Genomic DNA, 16,399 nt, shown 5'->3' with positions numbered 1-16,399 from the left:
GGGTATCTCCGCACGAGATACTCTTTGCGTGGAGAGAGCCCCCACCCGTATCGCATCTCCGATGCAATACGACCTCCCCCGCAAGCGGGAGAGGGAGCAGAGCGCCGCCGCGGCGACGTTGCGCTTCAAATCGGTGAGGTGAAGAGATGAAGGTTCTGATCGTCTTTGCTCATCAGGAGCCGCAGTCCTTCAACGCGGCGCTGCTGGCGCGGTCGGTGGCGGAGCTGACCGCGCTCGGGCACACGGTCAGGATCTCCGACCTCTACGCCATGCATTTCAACCCGGTGGCGACCGCCGAAGACTTCGGTACGCGGCGGTTTCCCGAGCGGCTGCAATACGATCGCGAGCAGAAATACAATCTGCAACATGGCGCGTTCAGCAGCGACATCGCCGCCGAGATCGAGAAGCTGCTGTGGTGCGACCTCCTGATCCTGCAGTTTCCGCTGTGGTGGTTCTCGGTCCCAGCCATCATGAAAGGCTGGATCGATCGCGTCTTCGTCAACGGCGCAATTTACGGCAGCGGCCGACGCTATGACACCGGCGGCCTCGCCGGCCGCCGCGCCATGGTCGTGACCTCGACCGCCGCCTATCCCGGCATGTGCGCACCCGACGGATTGGTCGGCGCGCTCGATGTGGTGCTGTGGCCGATCCAGAACGGCACCCTGGCCTATGCCGGCTGCAAGGTGTTGCCGCCCTTCGTGTCGTATTCGGTGAACTTCGTCGACGAGGCGACACGGCACCGCTATCTCGACGACTACGCCGAGCGGCTGCGGCTGATCGAGACCACCGAGCCGCTGTTCTTCCATCCGCTGGCGGACTTTGGACAGGATTGGCGGCTGAAGCCGGGGATCGCAGCGCAGACGGTTGGTCAGCGCGCTCGGTTGCAAGCAGGCAAGATAGACGTAGCCCCAACATAGGTGTGCTCCCTCGCCCCGTTCTCACGGGGAGAGGGTTGGGGTGAGGGGCTGCCTCCGCGAGTCCTGTGCGTGGAAAGACCTGTACCCCCTCACCCGGATCGCATCTCACGATGCGATCCGACCTCTCCCCGCAAGCGGGGCGAGGTAAGGGCGGCCCTCACATCCGCTTCGCCACCTCTTCCAACATCACCTCGGTGGCGCCGCCGCCGATTGTCAGCACGCGGGCGTCGCGCACCATGCGCTCGATCGGCGTGCCGCGCATGAAGCCTGAGCCGCCATGCAGTTGCAGGCAGCCATGCACCACCTCGTGCAGCACCTCGGGCGACAGCGCCTTGACCATCGAGACCTCGCGCAGGCATTCCTTCCCGGCCGCGGCAAGCTCGGCAGCCTGATAGGCCAGCGCTCGGGCCGCCGCCGCCTTCGCGGCGAGCTGGGCGAGCTTCAGCCGCACGCCCTGCTGATTCCACAGCGGGCCGCCGAATGCCTGCCGCGCCTTCACATAGTTCGTCGTCAGCTCGATCGCCTTGGCCGACTCGCCGGCGCAGATGCCGCCGATGCAGATGCGCTCGTTCTGGAAGGTCTCCATGATGCCATAGAAACCCTTGTTCTCCTCGCCGAGCAGGTTCTCCGCCGGCACCCGCACGTCCTGGAAGCCGAGCTCGGCAGTGTCCGAGCAGAGCCAGCCGTGCTTGTCGAGCTTGGTCGCCGTGATGCCCGGCGTGTTGCGCTCGACGATGAACAGCGAGATGCCACGGCTGCCCTTGGCGTGCGGATCGGTGCGCGCGGCAACGATCAGGATGTCGCCGTAGACCGCGTTGGTGATGAACATCTTGGCGCCGTTGATCACCCAGACATCACCATCGCGCCGCGCGCGCGTCTTCAGGCCGGCGACGTCGGAGCCGGCGTCGGGCTCGGTCACCGCGATCGAACAGACCGTCTCGCCGCGGATAATCGCCGGCAGGTACTTTTGCTTCTGCTCCGGCGTGCCGCGCAGGCTGATGTGAACAGCCGACATGTCGGTATGCACCAGGATCGACGAGGTGAAGCCGCCGAAGCTCGAGCGCCCGAGCTCCTCGGCAAACACCATCGAGGCCAGCGGCCCCATGTCGGTGCCGCCATATTCGGCAGCGTGGCGCATGCCGAGGAAGCCGAGCGCGCCCATGCGGCAATAGATCTCGCGCGGGATCTTGCCGTCGCGCTCCCACGCCTCGGCATGCGGCACCACTTCCCTCTCGACGAAGCGGCGCACCTGCTCGCGCAGCATCCGCAGTTCCTCGGGCAGATTGGGCTGCTCCGGGAAGTGGAATTCGGTCTCAGAGAGCTGGCGCGGATCCGAGGTCATGACGTTCATTCTGGCGCCCTCTCATGGCCGATGTGAAGATGGTTGCGCAAAAAAGCTGCGAGGGACGCGATCGCCTCTCGCGACTGCGGAATCTCGGGAAACATCTGGAACACGTGGATCATGCCGTCCCAGACCTCCAGTGCGAGATCGACGCCGGCGGCTTTTGCCCTTGCGGCTAGTTCCGTTGAGTCATCGCGCACCGTCTCGCGGTCGCCGACCTGCACCAGCAGCGGCGGCAGGTCAGCGAGATCGGCATAGAGCGGCGAGGCCAGCGGATCGCGGGCGTCGCCGTCCTTGCCGAGATAGTTCCTGGCCAGCGCCAGGATCATCGCGCGCTGGTGGATCGGATCGACCTCCGCCCTGCTCTCGTAGCTTGCGCCGGTTGCGGCAAGATCAGTCCACGGTGACATCAGCGCGCCGGCCGCGGGGAGCGGCAAGCCGCGGTCCCTCGCCGCCAGCATCACGCTGAGTACGAGATTGCCGCCGGCAGAGTCCCCGGCGAAGGCGATGTCCGCCGGACGCAGTCCCTGTTCGCGCAGATAGCGATAGGCAGTCAGCGCATCATCCAGCGCCGCTGGGAAGCGATGCTCCGGTGCAAGGCGGTAATTGATCGAGAGCACACGGCAGCCGGATGCATCCGCGATCCGTGCGGCCAGGTCGCGATGCGAGGCAACCGAGCCGATGCGGAAGCCGCCGCCATGAAAATAGAGGATTGCCTTGTCGCGCGGTGCGTCTGACGGCACCAGCCGTTCGCCGTCGACCCCGCTGGCAGAAATCGGCTGGCAGCTCACGGGCACCGAGCAGCCGGCAAAGGCTTGGTCCCAATCGCTGCGCATCTGCGCCACTGATGTGTCGCGAGTCCAGCCGCGATAGATCGCCCGCAAGCGCTCAATGGCCCGATCGACCGGCGTCACAGCGATATCGTCGTCGGCGCTCGCCATATCAGGCGCCGATGCCCATGCCGCCGGACACGCCGAGCGTCTCGCCGGTGATATAGGCCGCCTGGTCGGAGGCCAGGAACAGCGCGGCGGCTGCGACCTCCTCCGGCTCGCCGAGCCGGCCAAGCAATGTCGCACCGGTCATCGCCTGCAGGATCTTGTCGCCGCCTTTCGCCACCGCCTGCTCCAGCATCGGCGTGCGGATCGGCCCCGGTGCGATTGCGTTCGCGGTGATGCCGTAGCGCGCATTCTCACGCGCAATGCTCCGGGTAAAGGAGATCACGCCGCCCTTGGCCGCAGAATAGACCGCACCGCCCTTGGAGCCGAGCCGCGCGGCTTCCGAGGTGACATTGATGATGCGACCGAAGCGGGCCGCCTGCATCGCCGGCAGCGCGGCGTGGGTGCAGGCCAGCACCGAGGTGAGATTGACTGCGATCAAGCGGGACCAATCCTCCGCACTGGTGTCGGTGAAGAAGGCGTGCTGATCGACCCCGGCATTGTTGACGACGATGTCGAACGGGCCGTCCTGCACCATCGCGGCCTGGACAGCCATGGCATCGCTGACGTCGAGCCCGGCGACGCCGGCGCCGGTCTCCCGCGCGAGCTCCGAGGCAGCGGCGACATCGAGATCGGCGATCACGACCCTGGCGCCGGCGCCGGCAAAGCTGCGGACAATCGCTGCGCCGATGCCCCGCGCACCGCCGGAGACGAAGGCGCGGCGGCCGTCGAGACGCCCGAATGGCAAGATGGCCACCTCAGCGCCCCGTGAAAACAGGCTTGCGCCGCTCGATCACCGCCGCCAGCCCTTCGCGGGCGTCGGCCATGCCCGAGAGCTCGGCGACGGTGCGCGCCTCTTCCGACAGGCATTGCTCGATGCTGGTGCCGGTGCCGGCCCAGACCAGCCGCTTGGTCGCCGCCAGCGCCTTCGGCGCGCCGGCTGCGAGCTCGCGCGCCAGTGCCAGCGATGCATCGGCAAGCTCGGCATCAGGCACGACCTTGGTGACGATACCCATCTGCAAGGCTTCCGCGGCTGGGATCACCGGATTGGTCAACAGGATCGACATCGCCCGCCGCAACCCGACCAGCCGCGACAGCGTGACGGATACGCCGGCGTCCGGCGCCATCGCCACTCGCGTCGCGCCGGCGAGAAATTTTGCCGATTCCGCTGCGATCACGATATCGGACGCGCAGACCAGGCCAAAGCCGCCGCCGCCCGCCGCGAAGCCCTGCACCGAAGCGATGACGGGCGCCTCCAGCCGCAACAGCCCGGTCACTGCATTCTGCAAGTATGCCGTGGCTTGCCGGATATAGTCGGGCAGTTTCTCGCCCTTGGAAGCGAAGGCGCGGACATCGCCGCCGGCGCAGAAATTGGTGCCCTCGCCGCTCAGCAGCACGACGCGCAGATCGGGGTGACCGTGGCAGACCATGATGGCGTCGCACAGCGCGCTCAGGAGTTCGGCGCTCATGCCGTTGGCCGCATCGGGGCGGTTGAGCCGCAGTCGCGCGATGCCGTCGGTGATGTCGAGCAGAACGGGGCCCGTGTCGATCATGGCGAGACCTTCCCTAAACCAGGAACGAGAGCGTGTAGATCGCCTTGTCGTTGTTGACGAGGATGACCTTTTTGCTGGCCATCCGCAACTCGCCATCGACATGGCGTAGCCGGTATTCATTGCGCGCCGCCCACAGCGTGTCGTCGCGCAAACTCGACTCGAAAATCAGGCTGTTGCTGGCGACCGCGATGTCGCCATCATCAGGCTGCTCGTCCATCAATTCGATGTTGGAGATCAGCCGGCGCAGGTTCGATTGCGGCGTCTGGGTGAAATGCTTGCCGGTCATCAGCTGGCGGACGCGTAGCGCGATCCGGGAGCGGTTGTCGTAGATGATCGACATCTGCCGCTCCGGGTCGATGTCGGCACCGTTGGCCGGCACCCAGTAGACGCCGTCATCGGTCCAGAGTTGTTCCCAGGCCTCATATTGATGCTCGTCCTGCAACCGCGCCTCGCGATAGAGGAAGGCGGTGATGGCGCTCATCAATGTGGCGCTGCTCTCGCGCGACAGCATCAGGCAGGCTCCATCAGCTTGCGATAGTGGGTCCAGATGCCGCGCGACGGCACCTCGTCGGTGACGTGGCCGACCGTGAAGCCGAGCTCATCCTGCCGCTGGCGCTTCTCGCCGCGGCCGAGGAAGATCCATTCCGGATTGCGTGCCAGCACGCCGCGGTGACAGCGCTCGTACATTTCGGAATCATCTGCGAGCAGGAAGCCGGCTGGACCGACCGAACCCATGGTCTGCTGACGCAGCCTTCGGTTCAGATCAGGCGCACCCTTGAATTGCAAGGCGGTGACATGCTGCACGCTGTCGTCGACGCCGAGCGGCTGGATCACGAACATCTGGATCTCGGCGATGAACAGGTTCGGGAAGATCATCACATGCGGCGTGCCGTCGATCATGATCTCCCGCGCCGCGGTGTCGCCATAGGCGGCCTTCATCCGCGCGGTGTAGTCCGGCAACCGTTCCTCGCTGGTGCCGAACCAGCTCATTGGCGCAGCACGCTTGCGGAACTCGGGCCGCAGGTCGATCTCGGTGTGGCCGTTGCCGTAGTCGCGCGTCAGCGCGGTCGAGGCGCCGCCATAGAGCTTGCCGATCATGCTGTCGGCGACGCCAAAGATCGAGGTATGCACGAAGGCCGGGTGATAGCCGTCGCACTCGTTCTCCAGGATGAACTTCCAGTTCGCCTTGACGCGGTGCTTGAGGAAGCCTGCCGTGATCTCGACCTCGCCTTCCGGCGAAGTGCGCACCAGCCGATCGATGGTCTCGGCGGCGCCGCCGAGATGCTCCTTGAGAGTCGGGCCATCGGCTGCGAACGAGCCGAACACGAAGCCGCGGTAGGACTCGATTCGCGTCACCCGCCCGAGCGCGAGCTGCGCCTTGTCCTGCCCCTCGTAACCATCCGGGAAGGCATAGCCGACCAGGCGGCCGTCATTGGCGAAGGTCCAGGAGTGGAACGGGCAGGTGAACGAGCGCGCATTGCCGCGCTCAAACGAGCAGACCTGGTTGCCGCGATGCGAACAGCGATTGAGCAGCAGATTGACCTTGCCTTGCTCGTCGCGCGTCATGATCACGGATTGCGGGCCGATCGACTTGACGACGTAGTCGTTGGCGTTCGGGACCTCGCTCTCATGGCCGACATAGACCCAGGTCCGGTACCAGATGTTCTTCAGCTCGGCCTCGAAGATCTCGGGATCGGTGTAGAGCGATCCGTGCACCCGGTCGGGCCGGATCAAGCGCTCCCATGGCGAGACGCCGGTCATCATGTTCATCGCTCCGTCTCCCTCGCCGGCCGCTTGCTGCGGATGTCTTGCTGGTCGCTCAAATAATAATCCGAACGACCGTTCGGTTAATTAATAGCACGGGCTCCGCGGGGCGGCAAGCTTCTTTCCGAACGCCGCGGCCAATCCCGGAGCAGCGTGCAAAGTTGCAATTCCGGGTAGCCGGCGGCGCACCCGTCTCAGCCCGGTGCCGCGCCGCCGTCGCGTTCGCCGCCTGCGATCTGCTGCAACATCGATTTTGGCGTCGTTGCGAGCTCGATCTTCAGCTGATCGCAGATCGCACGGCGGAGCAGGTGCTCGATCTCGGTCGCGACATCGCCATTGACCGCACGCACGCCCTCGCCGCTCGCCCAGAGCAGCAACTGTCCCAGCCGCCGGTCGCCATCGTCGCGCAACGCCTCGATCGCGGCAACGTCGGGCATGTCGCCCTGGGTGCGTGGCGTGGCGGGGATCTCCGGATGCACCAGGCCATCGGCCAATCGCCTGACTGCCGCAAAAGTATCGTCCTGCAGGCGCACCTGCTCGAGTAGCGGGGCTGCCTTCCAATCGGCGGCGAGCTTCAAGCCGTTCAACGCATAGATCGCGGAGAACACCTGGCCGCGGACGAAATCATCGCTGCTGTTCGGCACGACATGGCTTTGCAGCGCATCGATGATGCCGTCGATCAGCCGCTCGAAGGATGCACTCATGCCGCGGCCTCCAAGGCGCGCTCGAAGGCGCGCACGATCGAGGGCATCTGGCTTGCCATCACCGCAAGGCGCATGTCGTTGAAGCGATCGACCTCGAAGGCGCGCACCGCACACATCTGGATCGCCGCCGCCTGATACAGCGCATGGGCCTCGTAGAAGGCGAGGCTCTTGTCCGACACCGCAATGCCGGAGGCACGCTGATAAAGATCGACCACCTCAGCTCGCTCGAGCACGCCATAGAGCTTCCGGCTCCTGGCGTTGAAGGTCGGCATCATCGCCCAGGCCAGATCCTCGTGGGGATCGCCGAGATGGGTTAGTTCCCAATCGAGAATGGACGCGATCCGCCCGTTGTGCTCGATGAAATTTCCGATCCGGTAGTCGCCATGCACGATGGTGCGGCGTAGCGGCTGCGGACAATTGTCGTGCAGCCAGCGCCCGCCCCAATCGAGCAGCGGATAATAACGCGCCGTCGGACGTGCCAGCGAAGCGCGCCAACCAGAGATCGCGCGCAGTTCAGCGCGCTGCTCCCCCTGTTGCAGCGATGTGAATGGGGTCGCGCCCGGGTCGATCCGGTGCAGCGATGCGAGGATCTCGAGGAACTGCCGCGCGATGGCGCGCCTGTGATCGGCATCGAGCTCGCTCGCAGCCCAGGGCGCGGGAACGTCGCCCTCGACATGCGCGCAAATGAAGAAGGGAAAGCCGATCTCGGCGCCATCCTGCTCTGACGACACCAGCGCCGGCACCGGCACGCCGCTATTCGCCAGCGCCTGCAACGCGTAGACCTGCGGCAGCACCGAATACGGTGCAAACAGCCCGTTCGGCGGACCGACGCGCAGAATCAGCTTGCGATCTGCTTCAGCGGCGGAGCGCGCGACGAAGGCGTAGGTGATCCAGGAGAAGCCTGACGATTTACGGCCGAAGCTGACAATCTCCGTCCGGCTTCCGGATATCCGTGACAGATGCTGCGCGAGCGCCAGCCGCACCGCGTCGTCATTCACTACGACGGGACGAGCCGGCTCCGGTACGGCATCCCGCACATCGTCGGATCGTTTCGCAGCCTCCAGCATTAGTTGACGGACCTCGTATAGCCCTGCCACTTCTCGTCGCGCAGCACCGACTTCATGATCTTGCCGGAACCGGTCAGCGGCAGCGGCTCGAGACGGATGTCGACCGAGCGCGGACATTTGTAGCCCGCGATCAGGGTGCGGCAATGTGCGATCACCATGTCCGAATCGAGCCGCGCGCCGTCCTTCGGCACGACAATGGCGTGCACCGCCTCGCCCCATTGCGGATCGGGCACCGCGATCACGGCGCACTCCTTGACTTGCTCGTGCTGGAAGATGGCGTTCTCCACCTCACCGGAATAGACGTTCTCGCCGCCGGAGACGATCATGTCCTTCAGGCGGTCGACGATATAGACAAAGCCGTCTTCATCCATCCAGGCGCCGTCGCCGGTGTGCAGCCAGCCGTTGCGCAACACCCGCGCACTTTCCTCGGGCTTGCGCCAATAGCCGAGCATCACGCCGGCGCCGCGGATCGCGATCTCGCCGACGGTGCTGCGCGGCACCTCGTCGCCGGCGGGATCGACGATGCGGATCTCGACGCCCGGCGCCGCCCGCCCCGCCGATTTCCGTTTGGCCGCCTGCGGCCCTTCCAGGGCGTGGTATTCCCACGGCAAAATCGTCGCCAGCGCCGCGCTCTCGGTCATGCCGTAGCCCTGGTGAAAGCGCCAACTCGGCAGCACGCGCATCAGCTTGACCAGCAGCGCATCCGGCATCGGCGAGGCACCATATTCGCAATCCCTGACGCTGCTCAGATCATGGCTGCCGAAGGACGGATGATTGAGCATCATGTTGAGCATGGTCGGCACGAACAGGCAGTAGTCCACTCTGTGCTCGGCGATGGTCTTCATCGCGAGTTCGGGCTCGAATTTCGGGATGGTGACATGGGTGCCGCCCACAAGCGTGAGCGCGATCATCGGCGAGGTGCCGGCAAGATGGAACATGCCGGCCGAGTGCAGATACCTGGTGTCTTCACGGAAACGGAGCGCATAGATCCACACCAGCGATTCATAGACGATGTTGGCATGCGACAGCATCACGCCCTTGGGAAAGCCGGTGGTGCCGCCGGTATAGAAGATGCCGGCGAGATCGTTGTAGGCGCCGGAGGCATCCTCGACCGGCGCGTGCGCAACGAGTTCGTCATAGCTCTGCATGCCGTCGGGAACGGGCCCCTCGTCCAGATAAACCATCGCGGTGAGTGACTTCGCGCTTCGCAGCGCGGATGCAATTTCGGCAAAGGCCTTGTCGACCAGCAACAGCTTCGGCGTTGAATCGTCGATCGCGTAGGCATTCTCGGCAACAGCCCAACGCGTGTTGAGCGGCACCGCGACCCCGCCGGCCCAGGCGATGGCATAGAGCGCCTCGATATAGAGGTCGCTGTTGTGCGCGAGGATGGCGACCCGGTCGCCGGCCTCGATGCCGAGCCGCCGCAGCCCACCCGCAGCGCAGGCAACGCGCCGGCCGATCTCCTTCCAGCTCCGCGACCGTCCGGCATGGATGGTGCCCGGTGCATCCTTGCGCAACTGCACCGCCGAAATGAGCGCCTGCGTCAGCTTCATGTTTCCTCCTCGCCGCCATGCGGCCGCGCACGCCTGCGGATGTTCCCGTCATTGCGTGAAGTCAAAATGCCGCCCGGAGATTCCGGTTGATAATCCGGACAGACGGTCTATTTTTGCATAGCCGCCGCGACGGGTAAAGCCCTTGAAGGCTTCCGCCGCCGGATCAACCAGCCCCGCAAAAGAGGGCGTCATGGGAGGGGAAGATGCGGAAGCCAATCGTCACGCTTGCAGTGTGGGCGTTCACGCTCATCGGCGCGCTCGGACCAGCGAATGCCCAGAAGGCCTATGGCCCCGGGGTCAGCGACACCGAGATCCTGCTCGGCGCCAATGCGCCCTACAGCGGGCCGGCGTCGATCTATGCGAGCTTCCCGAAGACCATGCTGGCCTATTTCACGATGCTGAACGAGAAAGGCGGCATCAACGGCCGCCACATCAACTTCCTGACCCGCGACGATGCCTATAGTCCGCCCAAGACCGTCGAGGTGACGCGCGCCCTGGTCGAGAACGACAAGGTGCTCGCGATGATGGCGCCGTTCGGCACGCCGACCAATGCCGCGATCCAGAAATATCTCAACAGCAACGGCGTCCCGCAGCTCCTCGTGCAGAGCGGCGGCACGCGCTGGAACGATCCGAAGCAGTTTCCCTGGACGACGCCCTATTCGCCGACCTACGTCAACGAATCCCGGATCATTGCGCGCTACGTGCTGCGCGAGAAGCCGGATGCCAGGATCGGCGTGCTGTTGCAGGCCGACGACATCGGCAAGGATTTTGTGCTCGGCCTGAAGGAAGGACTCGGCGCCAAGGCCGACACCATGATCGTCAAGGAGGCGATGTATCAGTCGACCGAGCCGACGATCGACTCCCAGATCGTGAATCTGAAGGCGTCGGGCGCCGATACCATCCTGATCGCCGCACAGAACAAATTCGCCTCGATGGCGATCCGCAAGATCCACGAGCTCGGATGGAAGCCGCTGATCTTCCTCGGCTCGACCGCGAATTCAATCGCCGGCGTGCTGGTGCCGGCCGGGATCGAGGCCTCGACCGGCATCCTGACCACGACCTCCTACAAGACGCCGAACGATCCGGCCTGGGCCAACGACAAGGGCATGACCGACTACCTCGCCTTTGCCGCGAAATACATGCCGGGGATGGACCCGAACGACGTGATCGCGGTGACCGGCTACACCACGGCCCAGCTCGGCGCGATCATCCTGCAACGCTGCGGCGACAATCTCACGCGGGAAAATGTGCTGAAGCAGGCCACCATCCTCAGCGGCATCGAGCTGCCGGTGCTGCTGCCGGGCATCACCATCCAGACCACGCCGCAGGATTATGCGGCGATCACCGAACGCCGCTTCGCGCGCTTCGACGGCAAGACCTGGGTGCTGTTCGGCGACATCGTGGGCGCAGGTCCGGCCAAGGATTGACCGCGCGGCGCATCGACAGACCAAGGCTCAAACACAAGGACAAGAACAATGCTGACAGCCCAGGACGATCTCATCGGCCACCAGACGCCGCAGCCGTTTGCCAAGGCAGGCGGCAGCGACATCAGATTTACCGAGCGCTACTGGTACACCGCGCATCCGATCGACGGCAGCGAACTGCTGATCGATATCGGGCTCGGCTATTATCCGAACCGCAACGTGATGGACGGCTTTGCCGGCATCACGATCGGCCGCCGCCAGCACAATTTCCGCGCCTCGCGCCGGCTCGGAACGCGCCCGCTGGAGACGGAGGTCGGCGGGCTCAGGATCGAGATCGTCGAGGGCATGGGCTTGCACAAGATATCGCTCGCCGACAACCCATCCGGCATCAGCTTCGCGCTCGAGTTCAAGGCGAGCTTTCCGGCGGCGCAGGAGAAGCAGAACTTCCGCGAGCGCAACGGCGTCGTCGAGGAGGACCTCGCGCGCGTCTCGCAATTCGGGCGCTGGCGCGGCTGGATCGTCGCCGACGGCAAGCGCTATGACATCGAACCGGAACTATGGTGGGGACAGCGCGACCGCTCCTGGGGCCTTCGCTCCGAGATGCGCACCGACGAGACCAGACCGCCGGTTGCGACCCATCGCAATTTCTTCTGGACCTGGTCGATGTTCCAGTTCGAGGCGTCGGCTCTGTCGATCTTCATCAAAGAGCGGACGCCCGGTAAGCCGCATTACCTCTCAGGCACCGAGTTCCGCCGCGAGGCTGACGGATCGATGTCGCATCGCGAGGTCATCTCGGTGGAGCACAAGATCGAATGGGCCGACGATCCGCTCGGCCAGACCATCACGGCAGCCGATTTCACCTTCACCTTCGAGCGCGGCGAGCCGCGCCACGTCAGGATGCTGGGATTGCCGACGCGATTTTATCTCAAGGCCGGCATGTATGGCGGCCTGCAAGGCTGGACCCACGGCGACGATCGCGGCGAGCACCATGCCGCGCATGACATCTGGAACCTGGATGATGCCGAGACGCGCGCCATCGCACGCACATTGTCGGACCATGTCGTCCGGCTCGAAAGCGGCAACGAGACCGGATTCGGCATCAGCGAGTACGGCGTAGCGGCCGGCTATCCGCTCTATCCGGGACCGCAGAAATTCCCGGCTATGTGATGGACGGGCAAGGCATCCGCGTCGCGCAGCGTGACGACACCGCGTGCGATCCGTGGGACGACAAGGCGGCCGAGGCGCTGGTCTCGCTCGAGACCATCGCCCCGTTGCGCTATCGCAGCCGCTTCGGCGACAGCAATCTCAACGGCCGTTCTTATGGCGGCCAGATCCTCGGCCAGGCCATGATGGCCGCGACACTCAGCGCGCCCGCAGATCGCCCGGCCGCGATGCTGCAGCTCCTGTTCCTGCGCGGTGCCGATCCCACGCGGCGCATCACCTTTGACGCGCAGGTCCTGCAGGACGGCAAACGATTCTCCTCCCGCCATGTGGTCGGCAGCCAGGGTGATGGCCACACCGTGCTGAGCGCGCAGGCCACGTTCTGCGCCGCGCAGCCGGGTCCGCGGCACGCAACGCCGTTTGCACGGTCCGAAGATCCCGAAAGCCTGCCCGACCTGAGCATGATCCCTGACACTTTGATGGCGCAGTTGCGGCCGCTCGGCCCCTACTCCCAGCACGTCAAACCCAGCATGGATTTCCGCATCCCCGCGATCGAACGTCAGCTCTCGGCTGCGACCGCGGAGCCACGGCTGCGGTTCTGGATCAGAAGCCGGCAGCCACTCGCCGCGGGTTCCCGCGCCCAGGCCGCGGTGTTCGCCTATCTCTCGGATTGGTGGCTCAACTTCTCCAGCGTCGGCGGCCATCTCCGCGATCTGCAGTCGCGCGCACCGCTTTATCTGTCGAGCCTCAACCACTGCATCTGGTTTCACCGCGCATTTTCGCCTGACGCCTGGATGCATGTCGAAACCGAGAGCCCGTGCGCTGATGGCGGTCGCGGGCTGTCGATTGCCCGCGTCCATGATCGCAATGGGTCGATGCTCGCGACCTCGATCCAGGAGACCCTGATGGTGCATCCGGATGGCGACGCGTAGGCCGACGATTAAGACCCCGTTCTGATCGCACCTCTGTTGCAGCCGCCGCCATCTCCGGTTCCATCTCCTGTTGAATCCCGGCAACACCGCTGAACAAAATGCGCAATCGTGAAGATTGCGCGTTTTGAATCACGAAGGCGCCGCATCCCTGTCAAATCCTGTCTGCGGGTGGCGCAACAAAAACACTATTGGGGAAAACCTACATGCAGCAGGCACCGTTGGGCGCGCGGAGCGCGGAATCGTCTGGCTATGTCCTCTACTTCCAGCTCGCCAGCAATGGCACCAGACGCGCGTGCAGTCTGACGATCCAAGCGGAAAGCGCCAACGAGGCGGCGCGGATCTTTCGCGAGAACTGGAGCGAAATCGAATCGATGGCACGCGACGGCGTCAGCACCGGAATGGTCGGCAAAGCGCCGGTCAGCCTGGCGATGTCGTGAAGCGCATAGCGCGATCCACGGCAGACACTACGCTTGAGGCGTGACGGGTTAGTGAACGCAGCCTCAGCATCGCGCGACCATTTGACGCGCTGATACGGCAATCAAGTCACAAGGTGCAGGGCTCGCGCACCCGCGCGGGCCTTGCTGCGTCTTAGAACGATTCAAATCCAACGCGGTTAGAGGGATTCAAGTCTGCTCCGGTTCTTTTCGCGCGCGCCGACTGCTAGAGGCGCGGCGTGAATGAGTTCGCGTGAATCGGAAGTCGAAGAGTGCCTGTGAATGCTGATCGCCGGGTTGTCGGCGACCATCGAAATGCCGCCGACAAGGGCCGCACCCATTTGCTGATCGGCGCAGCGTTCCTGCTCGCCGATGTCTCCTCCGCAGTGACGCCGGCAAGCGCCCAATCGAGCGTCGCCCTGCCGCCGGTCATGGTCGAGCAGCCGACGCAGAAGCGCAAGCCTGCAACCAATTCGGCGCCGTCAGCGCAGCGAACGCAGGCGACCGCCGCAGCACGGCAGCGCGGCCGGAATGCCCAGCCGCCGCCACCGACACCATCGGAGCGCGCGGCAGCTGGTGCCGCGGCGCTGAACGAAGCCAAGCTCGGCTACCGCGCGATGCCGAGTTCGACCACCTTGCGCAGCGGCGCCTCGCCGCTCGACACCTCGCAGACGGTCAACGTCGTGCCCGAGCAGGTGCTGAAGGATCAATTGCCGCGCAATCTCGACGACGCGCTTGCCAATGTCAGCGGCGTCACCCAGGGCAATACGCTGGCCGGTACTCAAGACGCCGTGATGCGTCGCGGCTTCGGCGACAACCGCGACGGCTCGATCATGCGCAACGGCATGCCGTTGGTGCAGGGCCGCAGCCTCAACGCGGCGGTCGAGAGCGTCGAGGTGCTGAAAGGCCCGGCGTCGCTGCTTTACGGCATCATGGACCCCGGCGGCATCGTCAACACGATCAGCAAGCGCCCCGAGCTCTATCAGCACGGCTCGGTGACCCTGCTCGGCTCGACCTACGCCAACAACAAGAACGGCGCTGACGGAGCGATCGACATCACCGGCCCGATCGGCAATGGCGGCCTCGCCTATCGCTTCATCGGCTATGGCGTCAGCGAGGACTATTGGCGCAATTTCGGACGCCACCGCGAAATGCTGGTCGCGCCGTCGCTGGCCTGGTACGGCGAGAACACCACTGTCCAGTTGAACTACGAGCACCGCGAATTCATCACGCCGTTCGACCGCGGCACTGCGTTCGATTCCGTAACCAAGGCGCCGCTGGCGATCCCGGCAACGCGCCGGCTCGACGAGCCATTCAATAATGTTTGGGGAACGTCCGACCTGATGCAGGCCTCGGTCGAGCACCGGCTGAATCAGGACTGGAAGCTGTTCGCCGCCTACAGCTACAATACCGAGACCTTCAGCGCCAATCAGCTCCGCATCACCGGCATCAACACCAAGACCGGTGTCGAGACCCGCAGCAATGACGGCACGTGGGGCTCGCTCAGCAATGCCAGCTACGGCACATCCTATGTGCAGGGCAATTTCTGGCTCGGCAATATGCGCAGCGAGGTGCTGTTCGGCGGCGACGGCCAGTACCGCACGATCTACCGCGACAATCTGATCCGGCAGGCGACGCCGAGCTTCAACTTCTACAATCCGGTCTCCGGCCTGATCTCGCCGGGCACCACGGTCTCCGCCACCGACAGCGCCCAGACCGACAAGCTCGGCCAGTGGTCGCTGTTCTTCCAGGACACGCTGCATCTGACCGAGCGCTTCGCGCTGGTCGGCGGCGTGCGCTACATGGACTACGACCAGATCGCCGGCAGGGGCCGGCCCTTCATCACCAACACCAACGTCTCGGGGGACAAGGCACTGCCGCTCGGCGGCGCGGTCTTCAAGCTCACCGACGAGGTCTCGCTCTATGCGAGCTACACGCAGTCGCTGAAGCCGACCTCGACCATCGCTCCGCTCACCGGCGGCGTCGTGATCGGCTCCAACATCGCGCCCGAAGAGGGCACCCAGTGGGAGACCGGCGTCAAGTTCGACTTCAACAAGCGGATTTCCGGCACGCTCGCGCTTTACGACATCGACAAGAAGAACGTCCTGGTCTCGCAGCTCAACTCCGCGACCGGCATCGTGGAGTACCGCACCGCCGGCAAAGTTCGCTCGCGCGGCGTCGAGCTCGACGTCACCGGACGGCTGACTGACAGCTGGAGCATGATCGGCAGTTACGCCTATACCGATGCACGCGTCACCGAGGATCCGACGCTCGTCTGTAACGCCTTGCAGAACGTCGCGCTCAACACCGCATCGCTCTATCTGGTCTATGATTTCGGCACCACCCTGCCCGGCCGGCTGCGTCTCGGCGGCGGCGGGCGCTATGTCGGCGACCGGCCCGGCGATGCCGCGAACAGCTTCGTGCTGCCGGCCTACACCGTTGCGGATGTGTTTGCGACCTACGAGACCAAGGTGCAGTCGTTCCCGGTGATCTACCAGTTCAACGTCAAGAACCTGTTCGACACCGTCTACTATCCCTCGGCCGTCAGCAATCTGGCCGTGGCGATGGGCGACGCACGGCGCTTCTCGCTCTCGGCAACGGTGAAATTCTAGC

Annotated in this window: 16 protein-coding genes; 6 read left to right on the top strand and 10 right to left on the bottom strand. The window is 64.8% G+C overall.

All coding sequences use genetic code 11. From position 1 onward, the window contains the following. Positions 1 to 146 precede the first annotated feature (146 nt). The gene (locus FNJ47_RS20520) at positions 147 to 917 is read left to right on the top strand and encodes an NAD(P)H-dependent oxidoreductase (RefSeq protein ID WP_163156262.1); all 771 of its coding nucleotides are present in this window, start codon (positions 147 to 149) and stop codon (positions 915 to 917) included. 157 nt (positions 918 to 1,074) lie between these two features. Here the strand turns inward: FNJ47_RS20520 and FNJ47_RS20515 are convergent, their stop codons facing one another. From FNJ47_RS20515 to FNJ47_RS20470, 10 genes are all read right to left on the bottom strand, one after another. Beyond that, complete coding sequence (locus FNJ47_RS20515; protein WP_165445778.1) at positions 1,075 to 2,259, bottom strand: acyl-CoA dehydrogenase family protein; 1,185 nt, start codon at positions 2,257 to 2,259, stop codon at positions 1,075 to 1,077. A gap of 5 nt (positions 2,260 to 2,264) precedes the next feature. After that, a complete protein-coding gene (locus tag FNJ47_RS20510; RefSeq protein WP_163156258.1) occupies positions 2,265 to 3,200 on the bottom strand; it encodes an alpha/beta hydrolase in 936 nt (311 codons plus the stop codon). Between the two features lies 1 nt (position 3,201). Then, complete coding sequence (locus FNJ47_RS20505) at positions 3,202 to 3,951, bottom strand: SDR family oxidoreductase (RefSeq protein WP_163156256.1); 750 nt, start codon at positions 3,949 to 3,951, stop codon at positions 3,202 to 3,204. Position 3,952: 1 nt separating this feature from the next. Beyond that, the gene (locus FNJ47_RS20500; protein WP_163156254.1) at positions 3,953 to 4,747 is read right to left on the bottom strand and encodes an enoyl-CoA hydratase/isomerase family protein; all 795 of its coding nucleotides are present in this window, start codon (positions 4,745 to 4,747) and stop codon (positions 3,953 to 3,955) included. A 13-nt stretch (positions 4,748 to 4,760) separates the two neighbouring features. Continuing rightward, a complete protein-coding gene (locus tag FNJ47_RS20495) occupies positions 4,761 to 5,258 on the bottom strand; it encodes an aromatic-ring-hydroxylating dioxygenase subunit beta (RefSeq protein ID WP_163156252.1) in 498 nt (165 codons plus the stop codon). Further along, positions 5,258 to 6,517, bottom strand: coding sequence for an aromatic ring-hydroxylating oxygenase subunit alpha (locus FNJ47_RS20490; protein ID WP_163156250.1), 1,260 nt, complete (start codon positions 6,515 to 6,517; stop codon positions 5,258 to 5,260). The genes FNJ47_RS20495 and FNJ47_RS20490 overlap by 1 nt, the downstream gene beginning before the upstream one ends. A 188-nt stretch (positions 6,518 to 6,705) precedes the next feature. Beyond that, positions 6,706 to 7,215, bottom strand: a complete 510-nt coding sequence (locus FNJ47_RS20485) for a hypothetical protein (RefSeq protein WP_163156248.1) — start codon at positions 7,213 to 7,215, stop codon at positions 6,706 to 6,708. After that, positions 7,212 to 8,282 (bottom strand): phosphotransferase family protein, encoded by a 1,071-nt coding sequence (locus tag FNJ47_RS20480; protein ID WP_163156246.1) that lies wholly within the window; start codon positions 8,280 to 8,282, stop codon positions 7,212 to 7,214. Before FNJ47_RS20480 ends, FNJ47_RS20485 begins: the two co-directional genes overlap by 4 nt. Then, positions 8,282 to 9,835 (bottom strand): acyl-CoA synthetase, encoded by a 1,554-nt coding sequence (locus FNJ47_RS20475; protein WP_163156244.1) that lies wholly within the window; start codon positions 9,833 to 9,835, stop codon positions 8,282 to 8,284. The genes FNJ47_RS20480 and FNJ47_RS20475 overlap by 1 nt, the downstream gene beginning before the upstream one ends. A 48-nt stretch (positions 9,836 to 9,883) precedes the next feature. Further along, on the bottom strand, positions 9,884 to 10,027 hold the full coding sequence (locus tag FNJ47_RS20470) for a hypothetical protein (RefSeq protein ID WP_163156242.1): 144 nt from the start codon (positions 10,025 to 10,027) through the stop codon (positions 9,884 to 9,886). 11 nt (positions 10,028 to 10,038) lie between these two features. On the opposite strand from FNJ47_RS20470, the gene FNJ47_RS20465 reads away from it, so the two are divergent. From FNJ47_RS20465 to FNJ47_RS20445, 5 genes are all read left to right on the top strand, one after another. Further along, positions 10,039 to 11,262 (top strand): ABC transporter substrate-binding protein, encoded by a 1,224-nt coding sequence (locus tag FNJ47_RS20465; RefSeq protein WP_163156240.1) that lies wholly within the window; start codon positions 10,039 to 10,041, stop codon positions 11,260 to 11,262. Between the two features lie 48 nt (positions 11,263 to 11,310). Then, positions 11,311 to 12,426: an Rv3169 family protein gene (locus tag FNJ47_RS20460; RefSeq protein ID WP_163156238.1), complete on the top strand. Its 1,116-nt coding sequence runs from the start codon at positions 11,311 to 11,313 to the stop codon at positions 12,424 to 12,426. After that, entirely contained in the window at positions 12,426 to 13,352 is a 927-nt protein-coding gene (locus tag FNJ47_RS20455; RefSeq protein ID WP_163156236.1) for an acyl-CoA thioesterase, read from the top strand. The genes FNJ47_RS20460 and FNJ47_RS20455 overlap by 1 nt, the downstream gene beginning before the upstream one ends. A 203-nt stretch (positions 13,353 to 13,555) precedes the next feature. After that, positions 13,556 to 13,789, top strand: coding sequence for a hypothetical protein (locus FNJ47_RS20450; RefSeq protein ID WP_163156234.1), 234 nt, complete (start codon positions 13,556 to 13,558; stop codon positions 13,787 to 13,789). A gap of 275 nt (positions 13,790 to 14,064) precedes the next feature. Then, entirely contained in the window at positions 14,065 to 16,398 is a 2,334-nt protein-coding gene (locus FNJ47_RS20445; protein WP_163156266.1) for a TonB-dependent siderophore receptor, read from the top strand. Position 16,399: the final 1 nt, after the last annotated feature.

It is taken from the genome of Bradyrhizobium uaiense (genome assembly GCF_010811875.1).
In the GTDB taxonomy this organism is placed as follows: domain Bacteria; phylum Pseudomonadota; class Alphaproteobacteria; order Rhizobiales; family Xanthobacteraceae; genus Bradyrhizobium; species Bradyrhizobium uaiense.
Note: the sequence above shows the minus strand (reverse complement) of the source record. Positions and strands in the feature narration are given on the sequence as shown.